General features: G+C 42.5%; 21 protein-coding genes. 14 read left to right on the forward strand and 7 right to left on the reverse strand.

Annotation, left to right across the window (positions count from 1 at the left end):
- Window positions 1-11 precede the first annotated feature (11 nt).
- The 3 genes from SP90_RS14895 to SP90_RS14905 are packed head-to-tail and all read right to left on the reverse strand — an operon-like array spanning window position 12 to window position 3,439.
- A complete protein-coding gene (locus tag SP90_RS14895; protein WP_066858101.1) occupies window positions 12-617 on the reverse strand; it encodes a PqiC family protein in 606 nt (201 codons plus the stop codon).
- The gene (locus SP90_RS14900; RefSeq protein ID WP_066858104.1) at window positions 617-2,212 is read right to left on the reverse strand and encodes a PqiB family protein; all 1,596 of its coding nucleotides are present in this window, start codon (window positions 2,210-2,212) and stop codon (window positions 617-619) included. Before SP90_RS14900 ends, SP90_RS14895 begins: the two co-directional genes overlap by 1 nt.
- 3 nt (window positions 2,213-2,215) lie before the next feature.
- Complete coding sequence (locus SP90_RS14905) at window positions 2,216-3,439, reverse strand: paraquat-inducible protein A (protein ID WP_082936479.1); 1,224 nt, start codon at window positions 3,437-3,439, stop codon at window positions 2,216-2,218.
- A gap of 371 nt (window positions 3,440-3,810) precedes the next feature.
- Here SP90_RS14905 and SP90_RS14910 point away from each other — a divergent pair, with 371 nt between their 5' ends.
- Both SP90_RS14910 and SP90_RS14915 read left to right on the forward strand, forming a co-directional pair.
- Entirely contained in the window at window positions 3,811-4,887 is a 1,077-nt protein-coding gene (locus SP90_RS14910) for an ADP-ribosylglycohydrolase family protein (RefSeq protein WP_066858107.1), read from the forward strand.
- A gap of 501 nt (window positions 4,888-5,388) precedes the next feature.
- A complete protein-coding gene (locus SP90_RS14915; RefSeq protein WP_066858110.1) occupies window positions 5,389-6,423 on the forward strand; it encodes an ethylbenzene dehydrogenase-related protein in 1,035 nt (344 codons plus the stop codon).
- A 147-nt stretch (window positions 6,424-6,570) separates the two neighbouring features.
- On the opposite strand, the gene SP90_RS14920 is transcribed toward SP90_RS14915, so the two are convergent.
- Window positions 6,571-7,158: a flavodoxin family protein gene (locus SP90_RS14920; protein WP_066858113.1), complete on the reverse strand. Its 588-nt coding sequence runs from the start codon at window positions 7,156-7,158 to the stop codon at window positions 6,571-6,573.
- 213 nt (window positions 7,159-7,371) lie between these two features.
- Here SP90_RS14920 and SP90_RS14925 point away from each other — a divergent pair, with 213 nt between their 5' ends.
- The gene (locus tag SP90_RS14925) at window positions 7,372-7,980 is read left to right on the forward strand and encodes a TetR/AcrR family transcriptional regulator (protein WP_066858116.1); all 609 of its coding nucleotides are present in this window, start codon (window positions 7,372-7,374) and stop codon (window positions 7,978-7,980) included.
- Between the two features lie 6 nt (window positions 7,981-7,986).
- On the opposite strand, the gene SP90_RS14930 is transcribed toward SP90_RS14925, so the two are convergent.
- Window positions 7,987-8,580 carry a class I SAM-dependent methyltransferase gene (locus SP90_RS14930; protein WP_066858163.1) on the reverse strand — a complete coding sequence of 198 codons (594 nt, stop codon included), beginning with the start codon at window positions 8,578-8,580 and terminating at the stop codon, window positions 7,987-7,989.
- Window positions 8,581-8,761: 181 nt separating this feature from the next.
- Here SP90_RS14930 and SP90_RS14935 point away from each other — a divergent pair, with 181 nt between their 5' ends.
- From SP90_RS14935 to SP90_RS14970, 8 genes are all read left to right on the forward strand, one after another.
- The gene (locus SP90_RS14935; RefSeq protein WP_066858118.1) at window positions 8,762-9,271 is read left to right on the forward strand and encodes a GNAT family N-acetyltransferase; all 510 of its coding nucleotides are present in this window, start codon (window positions 8,762-8,764) and stop codon (window positions 9,269-9,271) included.
- Between the two features lie 197 nt (window positions 9,272-9,468).
- A complete protein-coding gene (locus SP90_RS14940) occupies window positions 9,469-9,777 on the forward strand; it encodes a hypothetical protein (protein WP_066858121.1) in 309 nt (102 codons plus the stop codon).
- 658 nt (window positions 9,778-10,435) lie between these two features.
- Window positions 10,436-11,017, forward strand: coding sequence for an OmpA family protein (locus tag SP90_RS14945; RefSeq protein ID WP_231895577.1), 582 nt, complete (start codon window positions 10,436-10,438; stop codon window positions 11,015-11,017).
- A 240-nt stretch (window positions 11,018-11,257) separates the two neighbouring features.
- Window positions 11,258-12,136 (forward strand): hypothetical protein, encoded by an 879-nt coding sequence (locus SP90_RS14950; protein ID WP_066858128.1) that lies wholly within the window; start codon window positions 11,258-11,260, stop codon window positions 12,134-12,136.
- A 164-nt stretch (window positions 12,137-12,300) separates the two neighbouring features.
- On the forward strand, window positions 12,301-12,687 hold the full coding sequence (locus SP90_RS14955; RefSeq protein WP_066858131.1) for a VOC family protein: 387 nt from the start codon (window positions 12,301-12,303) through the stop codon (window positions 12,685-12,687).
- Window positions 12,688-12,921: 234 nt separating this feature from the next.
- Window positions 12,922-14,358: a pyridoxal phosphate-dependent decarboxylase family protein gene (locus SP90_RS14960; RefSeq protein WP_066858134.1), complete on the forward strand. Its 1,437-nt coding sequence runs from the start codon at window positions 12,922-12,924 to the stop codon at window positions 14,356-14,358.
- 649 nt (window positions 14,359-15,007) lie between these two features.
- The gene (locus SP90_RS14965) at window positions 15,008-15,583 is read left to right on the forward strand and encodes a flavodoxin family protein (RefSeq protein ID WP_066858136.1); all 576 of its coding nucleotides are present in this window, start codon (window positions 15,008-15,010) and stop codon (window positions 15,581-15,583) included.
- 276 nt (window positions 15,584-15,859) lie between these two features.
- On the forward strand, window positions 15,860-16,414 hold the full coding sequence (locus SP90_RS14970) for a TetR/AcrR family transcriptional regulator (RefSeq protein ID WP_066858140.1): 555 nt from the start codon (window positions 15,860-15,862) through the stop codon (window positions 16,412-16,414).
- A gap of 233 nt (window positions 16,415-16,647) precedes the next feature.
- On the opposite strand, the gene SP90_RS14975 is transcribed toward SP90_RS14970, so the two are convergent.
- Window positions 16,648-17,280 (reverse strand): LuxR C-terminal-related transcriptional regulator, encoded by a 633-nt coding sequence (locus SP90_RS14975; protein WP_066858142.1) that lies wholly within the window; start codon window positions 17,278-17,280, stop codon window positions 16,648-16,650.
- A 489-nt stretch (window positions 17,281-17,769) separates the two neighbouring features.
- On the opposite strand from SP90_RS14975, the gene SP90_RS14980 reads away from it, so the two are divergent.
- From SP90_RS14980 to SP90_RS14990, 3 genes are all read left to right on the forward strand, one after another.
- Complete coding sequence (locus SP90_RS14980) at window positions 17,770-18,297, forward strand: hypothetical protein (protein ID WP_066858145.1); 528 nt, start codon at window positions 17,770-17,772, stop codon at window positions 18,295-18,297.
- Between the two features lie 219 nt (window positions 18,298-18,516).
- A complete protein-coding gene (locus SP90_RS14985) occupies window positions 18,517-19,794 on the forward strand; it encodes a double-cubane-cluster-containing anaerobic reductase (RefSeq protein ID WP_066858148.1) in 1,278 nt (425 codons plus the stop codon).
- Between the two features lie 2 nt (window positions 19,795-19,796).
- On the forward strand, window positions 19,797-20,564 hold the full coding sequence (locus SP90_RS14990; RefSeq protein ID WP_066858151.1) for an acyl-CoA dehydratase activase: 768 nt from the start codon (window positions 19,797-19,799) through the stop codon (window positions 20,562-20,564).
- A 146-nt stretch (window positions 20,565-20,710) separates the two neighbouring features.
- Here the strand turns inward: SP90_RS14990 and SP90_RS14995 are convergent.
- On the reverse strand, window positions 20,711-21,484 hold a 774-nt coding region (locus SP90_RS14995; RefSeq protein ID WP_157471339.1), incomplete at its 5' end, for a potassium channel family protein.

A 21,484-nucleotide genomic window follows, 5' to 3' on the forward strand; every position in this document is an offset into this window, starting at 1 on the left:
AATACAGCTCTCTATCGGGAGCGTGCGACAGTATGCAGACCTTGGACAATATCTTTACTCAATGATTGAAGTGCATCGCTTTGTGCCTGCACATAGGCGCTCATAGTGTTTCCTGTTACAGGAAATACTTGGACAAACTGCTTGGTAAGCATGGAGTTGTCTGTTCTCACATCAACAATCTGCCATATAGCATCCAGAGTTACCTTGCCTTGCAATTTGCCCTCAAACCGCCGAATGGTGAGGTACACTTGATATTGCGGACGTTGTGCACGTTCCCAAGGATATACTGCTACTTGAGGTGTTTTGAGCAGAAGCGAAATGTTTTCTGCAAGTGTTTCTTTTACCTGAGTCTCAAAAGAGTCACCCCAACGCTGATATTCGTGGATAGTGATGCGGTTTTGTCCTGTGGAAGTAACAATCTGTGAACGGTCAAGATGACCTGGAATTGTTACAGGTCCGACTCCTACAGATGTGTTGCTCATGGGTTTAATACCCTCTGCCTGCTGACTTGAGCTTGTCAGAATATAGTACGTGGAAGGCGGAGAGCTTTTCCCGCACCCACTGAGCACTAGGAATAGTCCGGTTAGTACGAGAAAGAAGGACAGTCTCTTATGCATTACTTTTCTCCTTTACCGCGGATAAGTGATTCTGGATGACGTTCTAACTGATCAGCAAGAGAGCGTACTGCTTTTGCAGCTTCACTCATTTCACGCAATGCTCGCTGTAATTCTACAATAGTTGCAGAATCATTTGAAAGCAGAGAACTTGCGCCTTCCATTGTTTCACGAGTTTTTTGGAATGTAAGTTCCAGCTCTTTTGAGCCAGCAATTTTTTCAAGGCTGTCACTTGTCTTTTTGATGCTCTGTAACGCTTCGACGGCACTGTTGCCAATTTCTTCCATTGGAACTTTTTGCAGTTTTTCGAGCAGAGCAGACATGTTGCTTGTCAGTTCTTCAATGGATGTCGGGGTGGTCGGAATCTGGGTTACCCCATCTTCTTCACTGACTTTTGCCGGCTTGACATTTTTAAAGAAGTCGAGAGCGATATACAGTTTGCCGGTAAGTAAATTGCCTGTACGAACTTGTCCGCGTAATCCTTGAGCTACAAGAGAGTTCAAAATGGATTTTGTATCGTTAATACCTTTTTCCGAAGCAATGCCGTTAAGACGCTCGGTTTCAATCTCAATGCGAACCGGAACAAGGACTTCGTTGTTGTTCCAGTCGAATTCAATACCAATATCCACAACACGGCCGACGTGGAATCCTTTAAATTCAACAGGAGCACCGACAGAAAGGCCGCGAACAGACTGGTTGAATTTTAGCAAATAGTACTCTTTTTGCGTAAACTGCTGTGTCATAGCCGCGTCACGCGTCGGGTAAAGCTGAAAAATATCTCCGGCATCAGCAATAGGTGTGTTCAGGACATGATCTGGATTATGCAAGGTGATACCACCAATCAACATGCTTACGACAGATTCTGTATCTACTCGTATCCCATCGGTATTCATTTGCAAATCAACACCGGAAGCCAGCCAGAATCGTGATGAATCTTTAACATACGCGTCGTAAGGGGCATCAACAAAGACATTGATATCAACGCCTTTACCAGCTTTTTGGAGTTTATACCCTACGACTTGCCCAATTTTGATTCCGCGATAGTAAATAGGGGAATTATAATCCAGCGAACCAAGATCACGGGCTTTTAATGAAAACAGTTTTCCCGGGGTGTCGTCTGTGACAACCGGAGGAATTTCCAGTCCAGTAAATTCATATTGTTCCTCGCCCCCTTTTCCCGGATCAAGGGCGATGTACGCGCCGGAAAGCAATGTTCCTAATCCAGAAATCGTACCACCACTCAAGCGTGGACGGACAATCCAGAAGCGAGTCTGCTCGTTGAGGTAATCATCTGCTCTTTTGACAAGGGAGACTGTCACTTCTACCTGTTGAAAGTTTTCAGAAAGCTCAACGCTTGTTACCTTTCCGATTTCAACATCTTTATATTTCACCTTTGTTTTACCGGCCTGAAGTCCTTCAGCCGATGCAAAGGTAATGGTTACACTCGGGCCTTTTTCAGACATGGCTGTGTAGGCAAGGCCAATACCGGAGAGCAGTGCGATAAGAGGCACAACCCATATTAACGGGAAGCTTCTCTTTTTACAGATTTTAGCCTGTGGCAGTTCTGCAGCTGGGGACGCTGAATTTTCTTCTGTCATATATTAATCCTTCTGATCCCATATGAGTCTGGGGTCAAAGCTTTCTGCAGCAATCATGGTGATAACCACAACAGCTGCAAAATAAGGAACACCGGAGCCAGCCCGTACATCTGCAAACGGTTCAAGCTGTACAAGGGCAACAAGCACGGTAACAACGAAAACATCCACCATGGACCAACGTCCAACAGCTTCAGTGAGTCGGTATAACTTCGTGCGTGTTTCCGGTCTCCATTGATGTCGAAATTTAATGGAAAGAAGCAAGTATACAAGGATGACAAGCTTCATGAGCGGAATAAAGATACTGGCAACAAAGATGATGGCCGCTATGTGCCATGCGCCTGTAAACATAAAGTGGATAACACCGCTCATAATGGTATCGGCTTGAGCGACACCAAGTTTACTTGAGATAGTAATCGGTAGCAGGTTCGCTGGAATATATAAAATGGCTGCGGCAATGACTAATGCCGTAGTGCGCCGCAAGCTGTCAGGTTTGCGCAAATGTATGCCTGAGCCGCATCGGGGACATTTGGAATGGGAGGCACTGGATATCTGGCAAAGATGTGAGCAGCTATGGCATGTAGCACACTCCTGCTCAGAGTCCGGTGTCTGTTTTCCTTTTTTTATTGGTATTCGGCACCAGAGATCATCAAGGTTAAAGCCGGCAATTGCGCTGATGAGCACCACGATTAATGCTGAATATGCCCATATTGCCGTACCTGGGGTGATTGTGGCCATTTTGGTGAGTTTAATCATGGAAACGAGAATTCCCATTAAAAAAACTTCCATCATACTCCACGGTAGTACGTGCCGGAAAACACGTAACATTACGCAGGTTTTAGGGGCAAGGCGTCCGAATTGAACAGGAAGCAACAAGTATATCAATGCAGTCAGCTGAAATAATGGAACAAGAATACTTGTAAAACAGACCAGAACAGAAACCCCGGGCATTCCATTTTTGAAAAGCCAGATGATACCGGTGAGTAATGTAGTTTCCTGTATTCTTCCTTCTACTTCCATTGAAAGAAAAGGAAATATATTCGCCAAGACAAAAAGGATTAGTCCGGTAACGGCAAGTGCTAACGTGCGCTGTGTGGTGTCAGGTGTTTTTTGAAAAAGTACAGCACTGCAGCGGCCGCATACAGCTTTGCTACCGTTGAGCATTTCTGGGAGTGTTTGCATTAATCCGCAATCGTGACAGGCGACGATCGAAGGAGGTTGAGTATCCATGGTACGTTAGTAATATTCCTTTGGTTAGCCATCTATGCTGCATTAAGGTGCGGTTGGTAATGAGATCTTTGCATAGCGGTACTTGCTTTTTGATTTCTGAGAGTAAGGCTTACCTGATGGCGTAGCTCACGGCAATACAGAAAATACTCTATGTAAACTAGTGTATTGCGCATGATGTTATGAGGCGGTTAGTTTTTTAGCTCAAGCTACCTAAGGTGGAACGCAAGGTGGAGGAAAAAACTTTTCTAAGTACAGCATTCATTTTATAGTACCAGTAACTATTTTTAGAACTGTACGTAGAACGAGTTTTTGTACTTTTTACAGAAGATAATCGTGTTCAGTACTGTAAACAGAATTCATAGAGGTGCAACATGTCGAAACATAGTATGCAGGATCGTGCTGCTGGTGCGCTGATGGGCGCTTTCATCGGGGACGCGTTGGGGCTTGGACCGCACTGGTACTATAATCTGGATGAATTGCATCGCGACTATGGCACGTGGATTGACGGCTACACAGAACCGCTTGCCGGAAGATATCATGAGGGTATGAAGGCTGGTGAGCTTTCTCAGGCTGGATATATTCTTACAATGCTGGTGCGTTCTCTTGTTGAGAACGGCAGGTACGACGAAAAAGATTTTTGTCTCCGGATGGACGAAGAGTTGTTTCCGTTAGTTGACGGTACGCCCATAAATGGGCCGGGCGGATATACAAGTCAGTCCATTCGTGAAGCATGGAAGTGTCGGGTTCAACAAAAACTTCCGTGGGGGCAGGTTGCCGGAAAGGCAGATACAACAGAGGCTATTGAAAGGACGCTGGCACTTGCGGTGCGGTATGCGTTGCATCCAGATTCGTTGGCAAAGAATATATGTGACAATACTCTGCTGACACAAAATGACGATACTGTAGTTGCTTTGACGGTTGCGTATGGTGCTGTATTGGGAGCATTAGTGCAGGGACATCCGTTAGATGGAAATATATCCAGTGTGCTGATGACGCAGGTAAGAAAGGGAATTTTACCGTTTCACTTTGTTTTGGGAGAATCACTAGAACCGCCGCAAGCAGGAGAAACTGAGTCTCCGAGGGTAGGAAGATTTGCCTCACCTGACGCATTACTGACACCTGGATATGTTGCTGCTGCGGCAAATGATCCTGCGATTTCCATTGAACCGGCATGGAAGGTGTCTCTGGTATATGGTATGCCGTGTGCCATCTATCATGTACTGCCGTGTGCGTATTATCTGGCAGCACGTTTTCATGATGACTTTACCTCAGCGGTGCTCCATGCAGTCAACGGAGGCGGACAGAATATGGCGCGAGCAATGCTGACAGGGGCACTTGCTGGAGCACAAACAGGTTTATCCGGTATACCGCAGCGCTTTATTGACGGGCTTGAAAACGGGAAGGAGTTACTTGAGTTAAGTAAGCAGCTAGCGGAGCAAAGCGTGTAAAATATGCGCTGTGGGTAACTGCCCCGAAAGTAACACTACCACATCAAATAATTGGGCGAATAAAATGTGTCAGATGCTTTTATCTGGCACGTTTTTATTGGGTAAAAGTACATTTACTTCCAGAAACAAAGTTGCACCTAATCGTATTCATCCTCCTCTCTGAAAATGAGTGATAGTACTGCTTGGTTTGATTCTCAAATAAAGTTGTATTTACGAACGCGGGTGATGGTAAGTGCTTTATTTTTAAGAGGTCTCTATGGGGTGAAAGCAAAAAAAATCGCCTAATAATCGCGGTTGGTTGCAAGGAATATTTGAGAAATTACTTCGCGAGTGCTTGATGCCTCGTTTTTTTTTGGCTAGATACTCAAACTGATTTTGAGAATCAGAATCAAATTCAATCAAGGTGTGCTGAAAGTCAGTTGCAGTGATGCGTAGTTGGCTTGTGGCAAGTATTAACGGTTAATGGGTTTCATTTAAGAAACTTCACTTGGGGTGGGGATAATGAAAAAGAACGTATTGTGTATAGTGGCTTTAATGGTGGCGGCATTTGTTGCGAATTCTGCTTTTGCAGCTGATCAAACGTTGTATAGTGCGGAAACAAGTTCTCCGATTCTTTTAGACGGTAAGGCAGAGAGTGCTTGGGATAAAGCCAAAGAGATTGTGGTTACTGTAGACCAGCTCGTATACGAGCCGAATAATGGCTACGAGGGAATGAAAGAAACAGATGTTCGTATTAAGTCTCTTCACGATGAGAACTTTGTGTATTTCCTCATAACATACAAAGATCCGACTAAAAGCCTTGCACGTTTTCCCTGGGTTAAGCAAAAAGACGGAAGCTGGAAAAAACTGGCCAATAAAGACACCACTGGGCACGATAATACGTATTACGAAGATAAATTTTCAATATACTGGAACATAAATACAAAAGGCTTTGAATCTGAAGGGTGTATGATTTCCTGCCACCTTGATATTGAGGGTGATACATCTGCAGGAAGAAAGTTTACTGCCTCTGCCGGTGAAACAATTGATATGTGGCATGCAAAGTATGTTCGTTCATTGCCAATGGGCATGTTTGATGATCAGTACGTAGACAGCAATACTGATCCCAAGAAGAACAAAAGCTGGGGCAGAAAAGGTGATACAGGTAAAGGTGGTTACAAGAATAACGACAATGCGGATAAGACCGCGCCAGCTTACATGAACCTGAACCCTACAGCTGATGAACAATACTATGTTATCCCGAGCAAAAAGGTGCCTTTTGTAGATACTTTTAAAGAAGGGGACATTGTTCCTGGAATTTCTATTGCTCCAATGCAAGGTGGAAGAGCTGATGTGCTTTCCCGAATCGAGTACAAGGACGGGCAGTGGACACTTGAAGTAAAGCGTGCGCTGCGGACTAAAGGAAAGGATGCTGAGGTGCATGACGTGCAGTTTATCGATAAAACAAAGGCATACCCATTTGGTATTGCAGTGTTTGATAACTCACAGATTAACCACTTGTTCCACAATGACACTCTTGAACTTCGATTTAAATAATCAAAGTTAGTAAGAAACAGTAACAGGTCTCGCATTCTTGAATGCGAGACCTGTTTTTTTGGGAATGTGCAGAGAGTGTATCACCATTATAGGTTAGGAGTACTACATTTGAAGCGATACATGGCACATTTTGGGGCGTAGTTTGAGTTATACGTCAGCTGAACTGGATGTATGTATAAGTTGCTCAGCAAGAGTAACGGCAGCAGACTGAATATCCGAAACATCATTGTCCGGTGAGCCGTTTTGCGACGTAGCGCGAAGGATTTTTACAGAATACCCGTATAGTTTCAGCGCGTCTGTGTAGCGCGTAATGACCTCGTGGTAGGTATCATCGCTATCTCCTTGGCTGAGGATGAAAATAGCTGTCTTTCCTTGAGAGAGGCGACCGGCGAACGGGCTGGGTTTTGAAAAATCTACATCTACCAGCGACCATGTTCTGTCAAAGAACATCTTAAATTGTCCTGAGACATCTCCATAATACACTGGGCTTGTGAATACGGCGATATCGGCTTCTTTCATGCCATCTAATATCGCTGTTACATCATCTTTTACGATACAGTGTGTTTTGGTTGAGTGGCACTGTTCACAAGCTTGGCAACCTTTATAGGTAAGGGCATTTAGATAGAAGGTGTCTACGGTTGCCCCAAGGCGCTCTGCAGTGTCTGTAAAAGATTGTGCAATACGGTTACTGGTTCCCTTTTTTCTAGGACTTCCAAGAACAGATATTACTTTCATAATTGATGCTTCCTGACTGTAGTGCGGGTTGTTGTGCAAAGTGCAGTTGTGCATAGGTCGTTTGACCTAAAAACAGAACTAGGTCAAGCGACCTAGTATGTCAAGTCAAAGAAGGTCCGGCTGTATTGGTGTGATCAATTCTGAAAAAGAAGGTGCCAGCTTGTCAGCTGGCTGGGTAGGGTGGTACTGCGGTGTATACCTAGGAGCAAGCAGGTGGCAAAAGTAACTACAACAGAACATCCTAAGATATCCTTAATAATTCAATGTGCCTTGGCAATTTTGAGTGAGCGCGGAGAGCATGGTCTGACAATGCGGCAGGTGGCTGTCAGTGCAGGCATGTCGTTAAGTAATGTTCAATACTATTTTACCAATAAGAATGAACTGCTTAAGGGCATGGTCGAGTATTATGCAGCAGAGTGTGATGCAAGTTTTGAATCATATCTTATAGCAGCCAATGCAGATACGCCTCAGAAGCGGGTGCGCAGTATCATAGAGTACGGCTTGTGTGATGGAGAATGCCTCTCTGCTATGTGTCGAATTCTTAGAGAATTACAGGCAATATCTTCACGGAATGAGGATATTAAATTGTTTCTAAGGATGTTTTATCGTCGCTTTATCAAGATGATATCTGAGTTCTTAGCTCCACTGGCAGTAAGCGAAGCAGCAGTATCCAAAGCTGTAAGCCTGTTGGTTCCATATTTGGAAGGCTATTCCATGACTGCCTGTTCTCTTCCATATGATAAGGAACAGTGTGTAGGCATGCTGTATGATCTTGTGTTGAATATTCTGCAGTCATCAGAGCAAGACGGGAGAACATCATAGGGGTATTCAGCCTTGCGATGGTTTAGTGAGCAATATTGAGCTGCTGAGTGCTGCGTTGGTGCCAGCATGGACGTTGAAACCCGCTTCTGCTGCAAGTGTTTTCTCTAGCTCCAGAACTTGTTCTGAGCAGTGTATTTTGGGTTCAAGCACAAGAAAATTGGCTCCCGGCTTGAGCTGATTGTACACGTCGTTAAAGAATACCAGTATGTCCGGTGTTTCGTGCACCATCCAGCATGCAAGTGCAAAGTCTACTTGTTCAGATAATTCCAGAGATCGCTCAGAGCAACAGTGTGCTTTGATCCTATCTTCAACTCCGCGTTTCTGAGCTCTGCGGAGCATGACATCCAACATTTTTTGTTGGAGATCTGTGGCAATAACAACGCCGTTATTTCCTACCATCTCTGCCATGGCGAGAGAGAAGAAACCAAACCCGCATCCTATGTCCAAAACACGCATATCTTCCTGAAGATACGGGCCAACTATTTTTTCAGGGTTGTGAATGACTCTTCGTACCCAGTTGTCGAGAAAGTATCCTCCCCACCAAGGACAAACGGGATGTGGGTGGTAATCAGCTTTTTCGGGATTTTTTTTATCCGTCATCGAATCTTCTCCAACTGCTTTTGGCGCAATGTTTTTCATACGTTCCGATTCGTATCCTATGCCTATATAAGAAATCGCAGTGTGGATACAGTCTATTTTATTGAAATAATAGTACGTTTTTTATAAAGAAATTGGAACGTTACTTTATGGAGTACTATCAAATACAGGCTGGGAGCAGGACATGGTTCAGGTTCGACAAATAACAACAATTTCAGATGAGCAAAAGCAAGAGCTCGTTAATCTCTTAATGGATTCAGTGGAAGGTGGTGCTTCTATGGGATTTCTTGCTCCTCTTTCTGAGGAGAAAGCTCGTGCTTATTGGAATGACGTTGAAAAGGCACTTCAGTTCGGGTTGAGAGTCTTTGTTGCTGAAGCCGGTTCCAGCATCGTGGGTTCTGTGCAACTCTCTCCTTGTCCAAAGGAGAATGGAAAGCATCGGGCAGAGATTTTGAAACTGTTTGTTCTGCGCTCCCATAGAAGAATGGGGATTGCTAAGCAGTTGATGCAGTATGCACAAGAATATGCAGCTACCCTCAAATGTTCCTTGCTGATTTTAGATACTCACGAAGGCTCAAATGCTGAGGTTTTATACAGAAGTATAGGCTGGATAAAGGCTGGGATAATTCCGGGGTATGCTTCAAATCCTGATGGCGTTATGTATCCAACTGCTTTTTATTATAAAGAGTTGTAGCAAATTGATAGCGATAGAAATGTATAGCGGGAGAGCATGTATGCTTTCTCGCTTTTTTTATGGCTGATTGATGTAAAAGGAGCTGCCCCGCTTTGAGCAAAGTGCGGTTTTCTTCGATTGTGGTGGAAAAATGTTTACGCCATGTGTTGACGTTGATAATCAATTTCAATATATTTTCAAAAAATTTGGAGATTCAAATGGCGCGAATAAATCGATTTGGAACTACAGAGGATATGATTATTCAAGAAGTAACAGAAGGTGATGCTTCTTTTCTTGTTGCGATAGATTCTAACGGGTTATATTTTACCACGCCGGATCGTGTTGATAACGGAATGGCAGATACAAACCGTTATGCAATGGATCGCACTGTTTTCTTGAACCGTCTGGAGAAGCTTGGCTTTTCGCCGATTGAGTTGTTTGAAAGCAATAGGGATAAGATTAAAATTGTTTCGAACTCAGCTAAAAAGCTTAACCCTCTTAAAGCATCCAAACGTGGCTTATCGTAACCCATAACTATTGATACACGGCAGCAGGTGAATTGTCGTTCTTCTGCATCAACAAGGCTCTGGCACTGATAGTGTCAGAGCCTTTGGTTTTTTCTGTATTTGCTCTGTACAACGGAAGAACAGTTCCCTAGGGAAGTAGGAGTGCCTTATTTTGCATAACTTATATTAGTTGAACTGGATTTACAGGTGTTGATCAAATTTTATATGGCAACAGTTGCTATTTAAGGTTGTTAGGTGGGGCACGTTGAGAGTTTGGTTCTGGGGAAAATATTTTTTAGCAAGTTTTATTCTGTTTTAACTTGCTACTTGATGACAATGCAGTGTGGATATATCGGGCATGAAAAACAACATGTGCTGATGTAGAAATGGTATTTTCGGGAATGGGGGGCTTGTGCGTCTTTTCTGATATTCATTTTTTGACGCAGCGAGATGCTAAATGATGTGTTTCAAGGTTGTTATAGTTAGTTTGTATTGCATGACCAGAAGCTTTTTCATCCATGCTTCTGGGTTGAAATAGATGAGTATGCGTCGAGGACGGTTTTAGCGCATACGGATTATTATGAAAAAAAAGAACCTGAAGGAGAGACACGCAATGGTGCGAGTTTGTAGACTGCTGTTGGTGGGTTTTGTGTGTACAACCTTGTTGGGGTGTGCACATATGCAGACAAATCAAGGGAAAGGCACCGCTGTTGGTGCTGGCATTGGCGCAGGTGTTGGCGCTATTGTAGGACAGGCGATCGGCAGAGATACTAAAGGAACCCTTATTGGTGCCGGAATCGGGGCTCTTGTTGGGGGCTTGGCAGGTAACCAGATTGGTCGGTACATGGATATGCAGGAGCAGGATCTTCGTAACGCCATAGCTGCCTCTGATGCTGCAAGTGTGCAAAGAGAGCAGGATGTGTTGCGTGCGACCTTTAAAGGGGAAGCATATTTTGATTTCGACAAGAGTGCTCTTAAGCCGGGTGCCTATTATGAATTAAAACGCATTGCAGATGTGTTGAATAAATACCCGCAAACAACAATTGAAGTCGGCGGTCACACTGACACAAAAGGATCTGCTGCTTACAACCAGAAACTGTCAGAACGCAGGGCAGTGGCTGTTAAGGATGAGCTGATTCGTAACGGCGTTGCACCTCAGAGAATAAGCGCTATCGGCTACGGTGAGACACGGCCGATCTCTTCTTCTGATTCTGTAAACCGTCGAGTAGAGATTCTGATTGTTCCAGTACGCCAAGGCTAGCTGGTCGGAAAAATGAAAATAAAAAAGCTGCATTGTATAATGCAGCTTTTTTTATTGGCAGAGTTTTATAGATGTTTTTTAGTAAAAAATGATTTCATTCCTATGGCTGAGTGGGAGATCCACAAAATAGTTTTTACTCATTAATAGGGTAGGTTCTTTTGCCAGTGCGCAATAAATATGTAATTTCTTCTGAGGGCTATATTTAACGTAAGGTTTAAACCAAGATACAAAAGGTTAGTTATGAAAGCTGTAGAAGGCAGTCAGAGCCCAATTTATGATTTGAAAGAGGTGCCAGCTCATATTCTAGAGCGATTGGGAACAGTAACCTCTCTATTGTCGTTGTCAGATACTTGTTTTCCAAAAAGTGCGTTTGGGAATGTTCCAGAAGAATTGTGTAAGGTTGATAGGTTAAAATCAATAGCTCGTTATGAACAAAAAAATATTGTCGAATTATTTGAGGGAAGTCCGGAGTTTAGAAAAGCTGTAATCGAAATGGGATTTTCATGTTTCTTAAATCATGGCGCTATATTTATGGGGCAATATTCAGCGAATGATGCAGAGGAAGTTGTGCTAACAACTGTAGAGTCAGAGGCTTTTAGGAATAACTTGATTGATCACCTTACGGTGGTTCCGTCGATGATGGAGAGAACTAGCTTTATCGTGAAGGGCTTGTATTTTCATAAAAAGAAAGAATACTTGGCTGCTGTGCTCGTTATTTTAGCTCAGCTTGAAGGGATTATAGCGGATTATTTGGAAGAACGTGGGTTAGCACTTAATGCGGAAGGAGCAGTTTATAAGCTAGATTCTTGCGGGGACTATTGCTTAACGAAAAAGAAAAAAAAGAATAAACTTGTTGGGTTATCAAATAAGATTGATAGAATAGATAAGCCTTCGGGGTGTACTATGGAAGTATCGTCTTATTTTAATGAACTTGCGATGTATCCCATTGATAATGAATGTAATCTTTATACTTATCGAAATAGAATAATGCATGGAGATAAAACAATTATTCCAACGCAAGAGACTTCAGCAAAGTTGATGTACATACTTTCTGGATGTCTGAATATATTTTATGGTTACTTATTGTTTCAGAAGATGCGGGATGACAATGTAATTTAATAGATAGCTTCCCTGATTTTAAAGAATTCAAGAGCTCTGCTTGCAAAGTTGTACAGTTTAGCAGATTCAAACGTGCCGCATGTTTTCAAAAGGTGCTTGCAAGTGTATGCAGTTATTTACTGCCATATGGTTAAGTCTAATAATTTTATGCTATTGGAGGTTGTATGCAAGGATCATCAAGAGAGCATGGTGTGTTCAGTTTTAATGAACTGATTACTTCAGATTTGGAGTCTGCAAAGAAGTTTTATGGCGAGTTGTTCGGCTGGGAATTCAGGGAAACAGAAACAATTTATGGTAACCTGTATCTAGTTGCTATGAAGGGCGATAAGGTCGTTGCGGGTATGATGCTCAGAGAAGGAAACGTGCCCGATGATGTTCCTCTTATTTGGGATCAGTATGTAACTGTTGATGATGTAGATGCTTCGGCTCGGAAGGTTTTGGAAATTGGTGGCAAAGTCATGCTGCCCCCAACCGATATTGAGGGAGTGGGGCGTTTTTGTGTTGTGTTAGATCCACAGGGAGTAGGATTGAACTTGATCACCTATGTATAACGTATGAAAAAATATGTGACGTCATTTCCGATGAAGAAAATAGTAGTAAAAGAAGGACTGAAGTAATTCAGTCCTTCTTTTGGGTTAGTTGGTAGAGATTGGGTATTCTCCTCGTTTGACGGGCTTGAAAACAAGTTGCCATAGCAAGAAGACCTACGTTACTTCCCTAAGCAGTTCAGTGATTGAATATTCAAGCCAGTACTGGGTTCTGAATAATTTTAGAGGAGAATTTCCATGGGGCAAAATACATTAGACCCTGATGATTGGGGAGCTTTTCGCGCTTCGGCACATAAATTATTGGATGCCGCTATGGATAAAATGGAGTCAGCAAAAGAAGGAAGAGTCTGGACTCCACTGCCAGAAGGTATGAAAGAAGCCTTACAGGCAGATCTTCCTGTTGATGGCCTTGATCATGAATCTTTGCAGCAGAGGCTCGCGGAGTTGTTACCGTATGGTGTAGGGAACACCCATCCGCGTTTTTTCGGCTGGGTGCATGGTGCAGGTAACCCGGGAAGCGTCTTAGCTGAGATTACAAGTGCAGCTATGAACGCGAATCTGGGAGGACGTGATCATGGTGCCATTTATGTCGAGAAGCAGGTAATAGAGTGGAGTCGCAAGATGATGGGCTTTCCGGAAGAAGCAAGCGGGCTTCTTGTTTCTGGAACCTCAATGGCAACCATCATTGCCTGCAAAGTCGCACGGGATTCAAGGCTCGGCTCTCAGTGCAGAGAACAGGGTGTAGGAAAGACGCAATTGGTAGGCTATCTTTCCGAGCAGGCTCACTCCTGTATTGCACGTGCTTTTGATTTGCTGGGCATAGGTAGCGGAGCGCTGAGGAAAATTCCTTGCAACGCTGACTTCTCGATGAATCTTGAAGAGCTGCAAAAAGCTATTAAAGAAGACCGTGCACAAGGTTTTGAGCCATTCTTTGTTGTGGGCACGGCTGGTTCTGTGAATGTTGGAGCCATTGATGATTTGGATGCATTAGCGGAAATAGCTAAGGCGGAGAATTTGTGGCTTCATGTTGACGGTGCCTTTGGTGCTACGGCTATTTTGAGCAAAACAGCGAAAGAGCGCCTTGTTGGACTGAATCGTGCCGATTCCGTAGCTTTTGACTTTCATAAGTGGCTGCAGGTTAACTATGATGCTGGGTGTGTGTTGATTCGTTCCAAAGAAAAGCATCTACAATCCTTTTCAGGACGAGCGGAATATCTCACAGGTGTGAATAAGGGCCTAGCGGCAGGCGACTTGTGGCCTGTAGACCTTGGGCCGGAACTTTCCCGTGGTTTCAGAGCGTTGAAAGTGTGGGCTCATTTGCTTGAACATGGGGTAGAGAAGCTTGGGGCGTGCATTGATGAAAACTGCAGACAGGCAGCTTACCTTGGGCAGAAGGTAGAGGACTCTGCTCAGTTTGAATTGCTGGCTCCTGTTGCGCTCAACATTGTTTGCTTCCGTTATATTGCAAAGGCAGAGTGTGATCTGGATGCGCTTAACAAGGACATTGTGATCGCTCTGCAAGAAAGAGGGATAGCGGCTCCTTCTACCACGTTCCTTAATGGTCAGTTGGCCATACGCGTGAACATTACGAACCATCGAACAGACATTCGAGATCTTGATTTACTTCTGGAAGAAGTCCAAAAGATTGGAGCTGAGTTTACAGAGAAAAATTAATGACACGTCTTGTCATGTTCTTTTCAAAAACGTAGCATGTCAGTTCATATTCATCTGCATCAAGCACAATCCTGAGAATCTTTTATTTCAAGAGACAACCACATCGGGAAGGTACAGACGTTCAGTTTAGATGTTTGAGTGGCGAAAATGTCGACATGTGAAATGGATACAATGTGTTATATGAAGAAGGCTTAGGCTGAATTGGTCTAAGCCTTCTTTCTTTGCCATGAATGAAGCACTATGGATACTTCGTTGGGTGTCATTCGTTTTATTTCTGAATGTACGATTAGGATGTGTAGCTGGATATTTTACTAATCTGGTAAGTACATCATCGACTATTAATGAATGCCCGTAACTAATTGATTATTTGCGCTTGTGAGTAGGCAAAGTTGACAGAGCAGTGGTGTGTTGTTAGATAGACCGAGTGGACTAAAAAGCAAAGCTTTTGCATGGAGTAAAAATTAAGCACTAAAAAATAGTAGGGCAAGGATGTTCGGTACTAGATTGCCAAGAATGTGTTTGATTTAGCAGGAGTAAATCTAAATAGCGTGTTGGTATTGAGAGTCCTGCGGGTATTGAGAGTGGAGGGGATGGGTGAGCTGAACTTATTGAACTAATAAACCTTGGGTAATCAACAGGAAAGTACATTATGAAACTAATTAATATTCTAGGAAGTCCAAGAAAAAAAGGTACTAGTGCTCGTATTGCCGAGTCTTTCGTTGAGGCTGCAAAAATTCACGGTGCACAAGTTGATAATTTTTATCTTAATAATATGGATTATAGAGGCTGTCAGGGCTGTGAGCAATGTCATACAAAGGCTGACAAGTGCATTTTGAAAGACGATCTTACAGTTGTTCTTGATAAGATGCGTAGTGCTGAAATTGCGGTATTTTCAACTCCTGTCTATATGGGGGGAACATCAGGGCAGTTTAAGCAATTTATCGACCGTACTTGGTCGCAGGTGGCGGTTGACTATACCAGTGAACAACCGTTTTCTAGTCGCCTACCTGATGGCAAGATCGCTATTTTTATTCTAACTCAGGCAGATGTTGAAGAAAAGCACACCGATATTGTGGAACGTTATACAGAGATATTCGGACTATATGGGTACGATATTCGAGTAATCAGATCCGCAGGTCTTATCGATGGAAGGTCGGATGCGGATGTCTCTGCTGCGCAGGAGAAAATAGTGATGTTAGCACATGAGCTTTTGGGCACACGATAATAAATTCACTTCTGATGTGAAGCTCATAGTCACGAATGGCTTCTTTGTATTGAATCCTGTTCGGATAAGCCTTTTTTTTAATTTAAAAGAAATGCTGATACCTTAGAATGAAAGAATCCACCTGGTTTGTCAGGTGGATTTTTTTGTCTCTTTCCTCTTTTTGCTTTAAAAATAAGAAAAAGTCTGGCTCTTTTCCACTTTGAGTTATCGTGATAGTTCCAAGCCACATTGTGTGCCAACTGTTACAAAAAAATATTAGGTCAATGAGGAATAAATATGCCCAAGATTGTAGACCATGCAAAAATGCGGGAAGAAATTGCTCTTAAAGCTGCAAGTGTGTTTCTTGAATATGGATACAAAGGCATTAGTATGAGGCAGCTTTGTAAACATATTGAGATGAGTAAAAGTGCTGTCTATCATTACTTTAAAAGTAAAGATGAAATTTTTAAAGCCTCGACTGAGGCTATTGTAAACTACGATTTTGAAGTTCTTTCTGATGTTCCATTAGCGAATGTAGCTAGCCTAGACGAAAAATGTCAGAACTTTGAACGTCTATTCCGTGTATTGTCTTCTCGTTTTTTTCAAGAGCTAAATCTCGTAATGGAATATATTGAGACTATTGGTGAAGATGTAGTTGCAAAAGATGAGCTAATGAACATCTCAAATAAGAAATATCAAGAGTTACTGTTTCGATTTGTAGATGAAGAAAATTCGAGTACTCTATATACGATGCTACTAGGCTTGCTAACTCATCGCGTTCTTCGTGGTGAAGATTTTAGCTCTGAAGAAATTCAGTTGGTTGCTAGAAGACAGCTAACAGCCAGAGTATAAAATTATTTTTTTAAATGGTAATTGAAAAAGTTGGAAGCAACGTAGAATGTAGGAAGAGTGATATTGATTTGATAATATCAATTTTTATATAAGATAAATTCATGTTTGAATTTTTTCGGCAATACTTTTTAGCTTTGTAAGAGACGCGAAACTATTGTCTGAAGCTGTTTGATTTATGTTTTTACTCGGTAAATTAGTCGAAGATGCTTTATACAATATAAGGTCTTGAAATATTAAAGGCTAGAGAGTCCATTCCGTAGTGCATACAATGTTGCTTGAACTCTATTGGCTAAACCTAATTTACAGAAAATATTGTTCAAATGTGTTGAAACAGTTGCACAACTAATATTTAGCTCATTCGATATAGTCTTATTATCCCTTCCTGTTGCCACCAGTTGTAGAATTTCTATTTCTCTGGAAGTTAGTTGTGATGTTTTTTCTGCAGTAAGGTCATGAGAAGTAATAAGTAACCTTAAAGCCTGTGTTGCAATGGTAGGATTAGTTGTTAGCAGCCCACAGTTTAACTTTCGAATGCTTTCAACCAACTCTTCCGGTGAAGCCGTTTTTTCTAAAAAACCCAAGATTCCTGCTTTAACAATAGTAGCAAGCTCGTCTTCAGATATTATATTCGTTAATAAGAGTATTCTACTTGGAATTTTTCTTTTTATCAGCCTGAGGCTTGTCTCTAAGTCATCAATAAGGATGATGTCTGGTTTTGTAAGTTCTATTTTAGGAAGTATTGAATTTTCGGTAGATACATCTTCTACAACAGTTATTCCTGTGGCTTTAGATAATACCATCTTTAAACCAATTCGAAATATTTCCTGACGATCAACTAACAGAATTTTTAAGTTACGATTATTCATGACTAGCCTTACTGCCTATAACGAATACAGATTTTATGCTTGTTAGGTTGTCATCCGCTAACGTTAGATCACCCTACGTTTTTCTAAAGAAGGTATTTGAGCTGGCTTAGGGACGATGCAGTCGTAACAGTGCTACGAAATGTTGTTTGAATTGGGCAATAGTTTGCCCGCCCCTCGTTCAAGGTTTGTTTTTTTGTGTTTTTATAGTCCGCTTGGTCTGTAAAGTAGATGCAGGGGCCATTCTTGTCAATGTAAAAGTCCAATTGGACTAAAAAAGGAGTGCTTTCCGGTCTTTTTTCTTGAAAAAATTCAAGGTGGATAACTGCAGTAAAATTGAAGCTGCTTTTGCGAGAGTAAGGTCAGCTGTCATCTTTTTAGTCCAAATAGTCTAAAAAGATTGACAGGAGCAGCGTCAATTTTTATTTTCGTCCAAGTGGAATAAAAAAGCCGATTAATCTACCAAAGTTAAAATGAAAAAAGGAATTAGAAATGTTTAACGGATTTTCAAGAGAATTTTTAGGCGAGACTCCCACAAGACGAGATAAAATAACAATTTTTAGTATTACTTTTCTATTAGTAGGGGTTGTTGGCTATAAAAGCTCACCAGAGCTAGCAATGTTACCTATGTGGAAAGTAATACTATTTCTGGTAACGATATTGGACATTTTTGCTGGAGCGATAGCCAATTTTACGAAATCGAGTCAGATCTATTATAAAAATAAGCCAGCTAAAAGAATTGCTTTCTATTTTGAACACATAATTCACATTGCATTCCTCGTCTTAACAGTGGGGCACATGTGGTATTGTGTTGGATTGCTAGCATACACAATTGCTGCTGGCTTATTTGTAAACTATACTGATTCACTTAAGCAGCAAGAAATTAATGCAGCAGCTGTTGTATGTATTGGTCTTGTTTTATTTTATGTTGTCGTTCCAGTTCCGCAAATACTTGTGTGGTTGCCGTCTGTTTTTCTGGTAAAATTGATATTTGGCTTTTCGATACGAAGAGAAAGGTAACACTATTCCTGCTGAGGGAACATTTTGTGGAGGATATAAGACGCTCGCTTAATATAGTTAGGCGGGCGCTTTTTTTCTTGAATATTAAGATTGAGAACAACGTGCTAACTTCATTGTTTTTGTTAATGAAAAATCCCAATACGTATTCATTTTATCAATTTGTTCAAGATGTTCTGCGCATGTATAGCGGTAGTAATTTTAACATCTTGGAGGAAGACAATGAGCGATGCTGCATACACAGCCATGTGGGAGAATTTAAATCTGGATATCTCGGCACACGATGGCCTGCTTGAAGTACTGGGAAAGTTTTACGGGGATATTTATCTTTCTCAGCAAAATAGACTCAAGGGAATGGAGTACTTGGATTTTGTTCTCTCCGAAGTACATGGTTTGCGTGTCAAAGAGCTTCAGGACGCAAAAGCAGCAGGGAAAAAGGTCATTGGTACCTTCTGTGTTTTTGTTCCAGAAGAGCTCACATTAGCTGCAGACGCTGTACATGTGGGACTGTGTTCAGGTGCTGATGCTGGAACGGAGGAAGCGGAAAAGCTCGTTCCCCGTAATACATGCGCACTCATCAAATCTTTTATCGGATTCAAACTTGCCCGTCTTTGTCCATACACAGAGTCATGTGATCTGATCGTTGGTGAAACAACATGCGATGGTAAGAAAAAGGCATATGAAGCATTCAGCAATCATGTTTCAATGCATGTTATGGAAGTACCGCAAACAAAGACAGCAGATGCTAAAGCTCTTTTTAAGGCAGAAGTGCTTAGGCATAAAGAAGCCTTGAAAGCACTTACCGGTACTGAAATCACACTCGAAAATTTACAAAAATCAATCACTATAGTGAATGAAAAACGAAAAGCACTACAGCGCCTTTCCCGCCTGAGAGCCGCCGATCCTGCCCCGATATCTGGACGTGATGCGTTACTTATTAATCAGGTTTCTTTTTACGACGATCCGGTTCGTTTCACCCAGTCCATCAACACACTCTGTGATCAAATTGAAGAACGCATTGAAAAGAAAGAAGGTGTAGTTCCTGCTGGAACTAAACGCTTGTTGGTGTCTGGATGCCCTATGGCTGTTCCAAACTGGAAATTGCCGTATGTTATGGAAAGCTCCAATGCTGTGATAGTTGGCGAAGAATCGTGTATCGGCTCCCGAAATGTCAGGGACTTGGTAGATGAAACGCCAGACACTCTAGATGGACTGATTGATGCGTTAGTTGACCGCTATATGAAAATAGACTGTGCCTGCTTTACGCCAAACAACGAACGCATGAGCAATGTAGAAACAATGGCAAAAGAACTTAATGCCGATGGCGTAATACACTATGCGTTATCTTTCTGTCAGCCATATGCACACGAAGCCATAAAGCTAAATAATGTGCTGTCAGCGAAGGGCATTCCCATGCTGTCTATTGAAACTGATTACAGCATGGAAGATGTTGAGCAGCTTAAGACTCGTGTAGAAGCTTTTGTTGAGATGTTGGATTAGCGATGTTTGCAGGGATAGACATTGGCTCACGTTCAATTGAACTGGTGGTACAGCAAGCAGGAAAAATTATTCATACCGCGCAGCTTCCCACTACGTTTTCACCCCTCGAACAATGCCGAAAGCTATTACATGGTCACACACCGAAACTGCTCACAGCAACAGGCTATGGCCGTGAATTGGTTAAAAGTATTGAGCTTCCGTATGAAGTCAAAACGATTACTGAAATCAAAGCACATGCCCTTGGCGCTCATGCGTTATTTCCAGACGCCCGAACAGTTCTTGATATCGGCGGTCAGGATACCAAAGCTATCGCCCTTAATGACAAAGGGAGAGTTCTCAAATTTGAAATGAATGACCGTTGTGCAGCAGGAACTGGAAAGTTTTTAGAGTATACGGCTGCGGTATTTCAAATGGATGTCGAACAGTTTGGGAAATATGCGCTAGAGGGTATTAACCCGCCTGTTATTAACAGTATGTGCACCGTATTTGCGGAAACAGAAGCAACATCGCTTATGGCACAAGGTTTTCCTCCATCAGATATCGCGTTGGCCTTGCATCAGGCTGTCGTACGCAGGACGTGCACCATGTTAAAGCGAACAGGGTTAGAATACCCTCTCGTATTTTCCGGTGGCGTGGCAAACAACGCCTGCATACGCAATCAGTTGCAACAGGAACTCGGAAGCAGCGCTACTGTTTATATTGCAGATCAACCAGATATGTGTGGTGCTTTTGGGGCAAGCCTCTGGGCAGAACAATCGTGCTCTGACTAAGGGGGGCTTAATGCATAGAAGAAAATTGTTCTGGTTACGACAACATAGATAAGAGTAAGGCAGGCTGATTCATTTCAGTCTGCCTTTTTTCTTTTGGTATAGTCACATAATGTGTGCACAGAAATCTCGCATAAAGGCACAACCGACTATCGTACTACTGCACTGGATGTTTTGTCGAACGGGTTTGTGCGGACAGCGAGGGAGAAAAGGTAAGGGTAGTCCGTTTGCAGATGTTGCATGTAGTCTATCCATTGGGAGAGCAACAGCTTGTATACTCGGTGGATATCACCCGAAAGATGCTTGAGATCTGTTTTAGGAAGATCGGTGAGAGTGCTTCGGTTAAGTAGCTCTTCTTTTAGATGGAATGTTGCCCACATCAGATCTGTAAACTGTTCATGCTCAGCCATGTTGGGGTTTTCTAGTATGCGCATCAAAAAAGGCGTGTGGGTTTGTAATAGCTGCTTGAGCTCTTCTAAATCGTTTCCAGCATGTTGGGCTTCAAAGGGGTAATTCAGCATGTGCTGGCGTACTCCGGCAAAGTCTTTTGCCTGCCATTTACCGCAATTGGCGAGTCTGCTTTGCACGGTAGGCAGGTTCGTATCCAGACTGGAAATTTGGAACAAGAGTTTGGTGCCCACTTCACTGAAAAAGCTTCCTATGACCATGTTAAGACGTTGCAGCCGCTCGCGTTTCTCTCTGGCATTTAACAGGCGTTCGGTCATGCTGGTGAGGACGATAGTGAAGGTGCATACGCCGGAGAGAATGAGAATAGTAGCGAGAATTTTCCCAGCTCCAGTTGTTGGGTGGATGTCTCCATAACCTACTGTGGTTACAGTAACGACGGAAAAATAGAGAGCATCGGCAAATGGGATATTTTCTGCATACATAAACCCGAAGACACTACAGAGAAAAAGGGTGCC

Origin of the sequence: Halodesulfovibrio spirochaetisodalis (assembly GCF_001672295.1) — a bacterium.
Lineage (GTDB): Bacteria > Desulfobacterota > Desulfovibrionia > Desulfovibrionales > Desulfovibrionaceae > Halodesulfovibrio > Halodesulfovibrio spirochaetisodalis.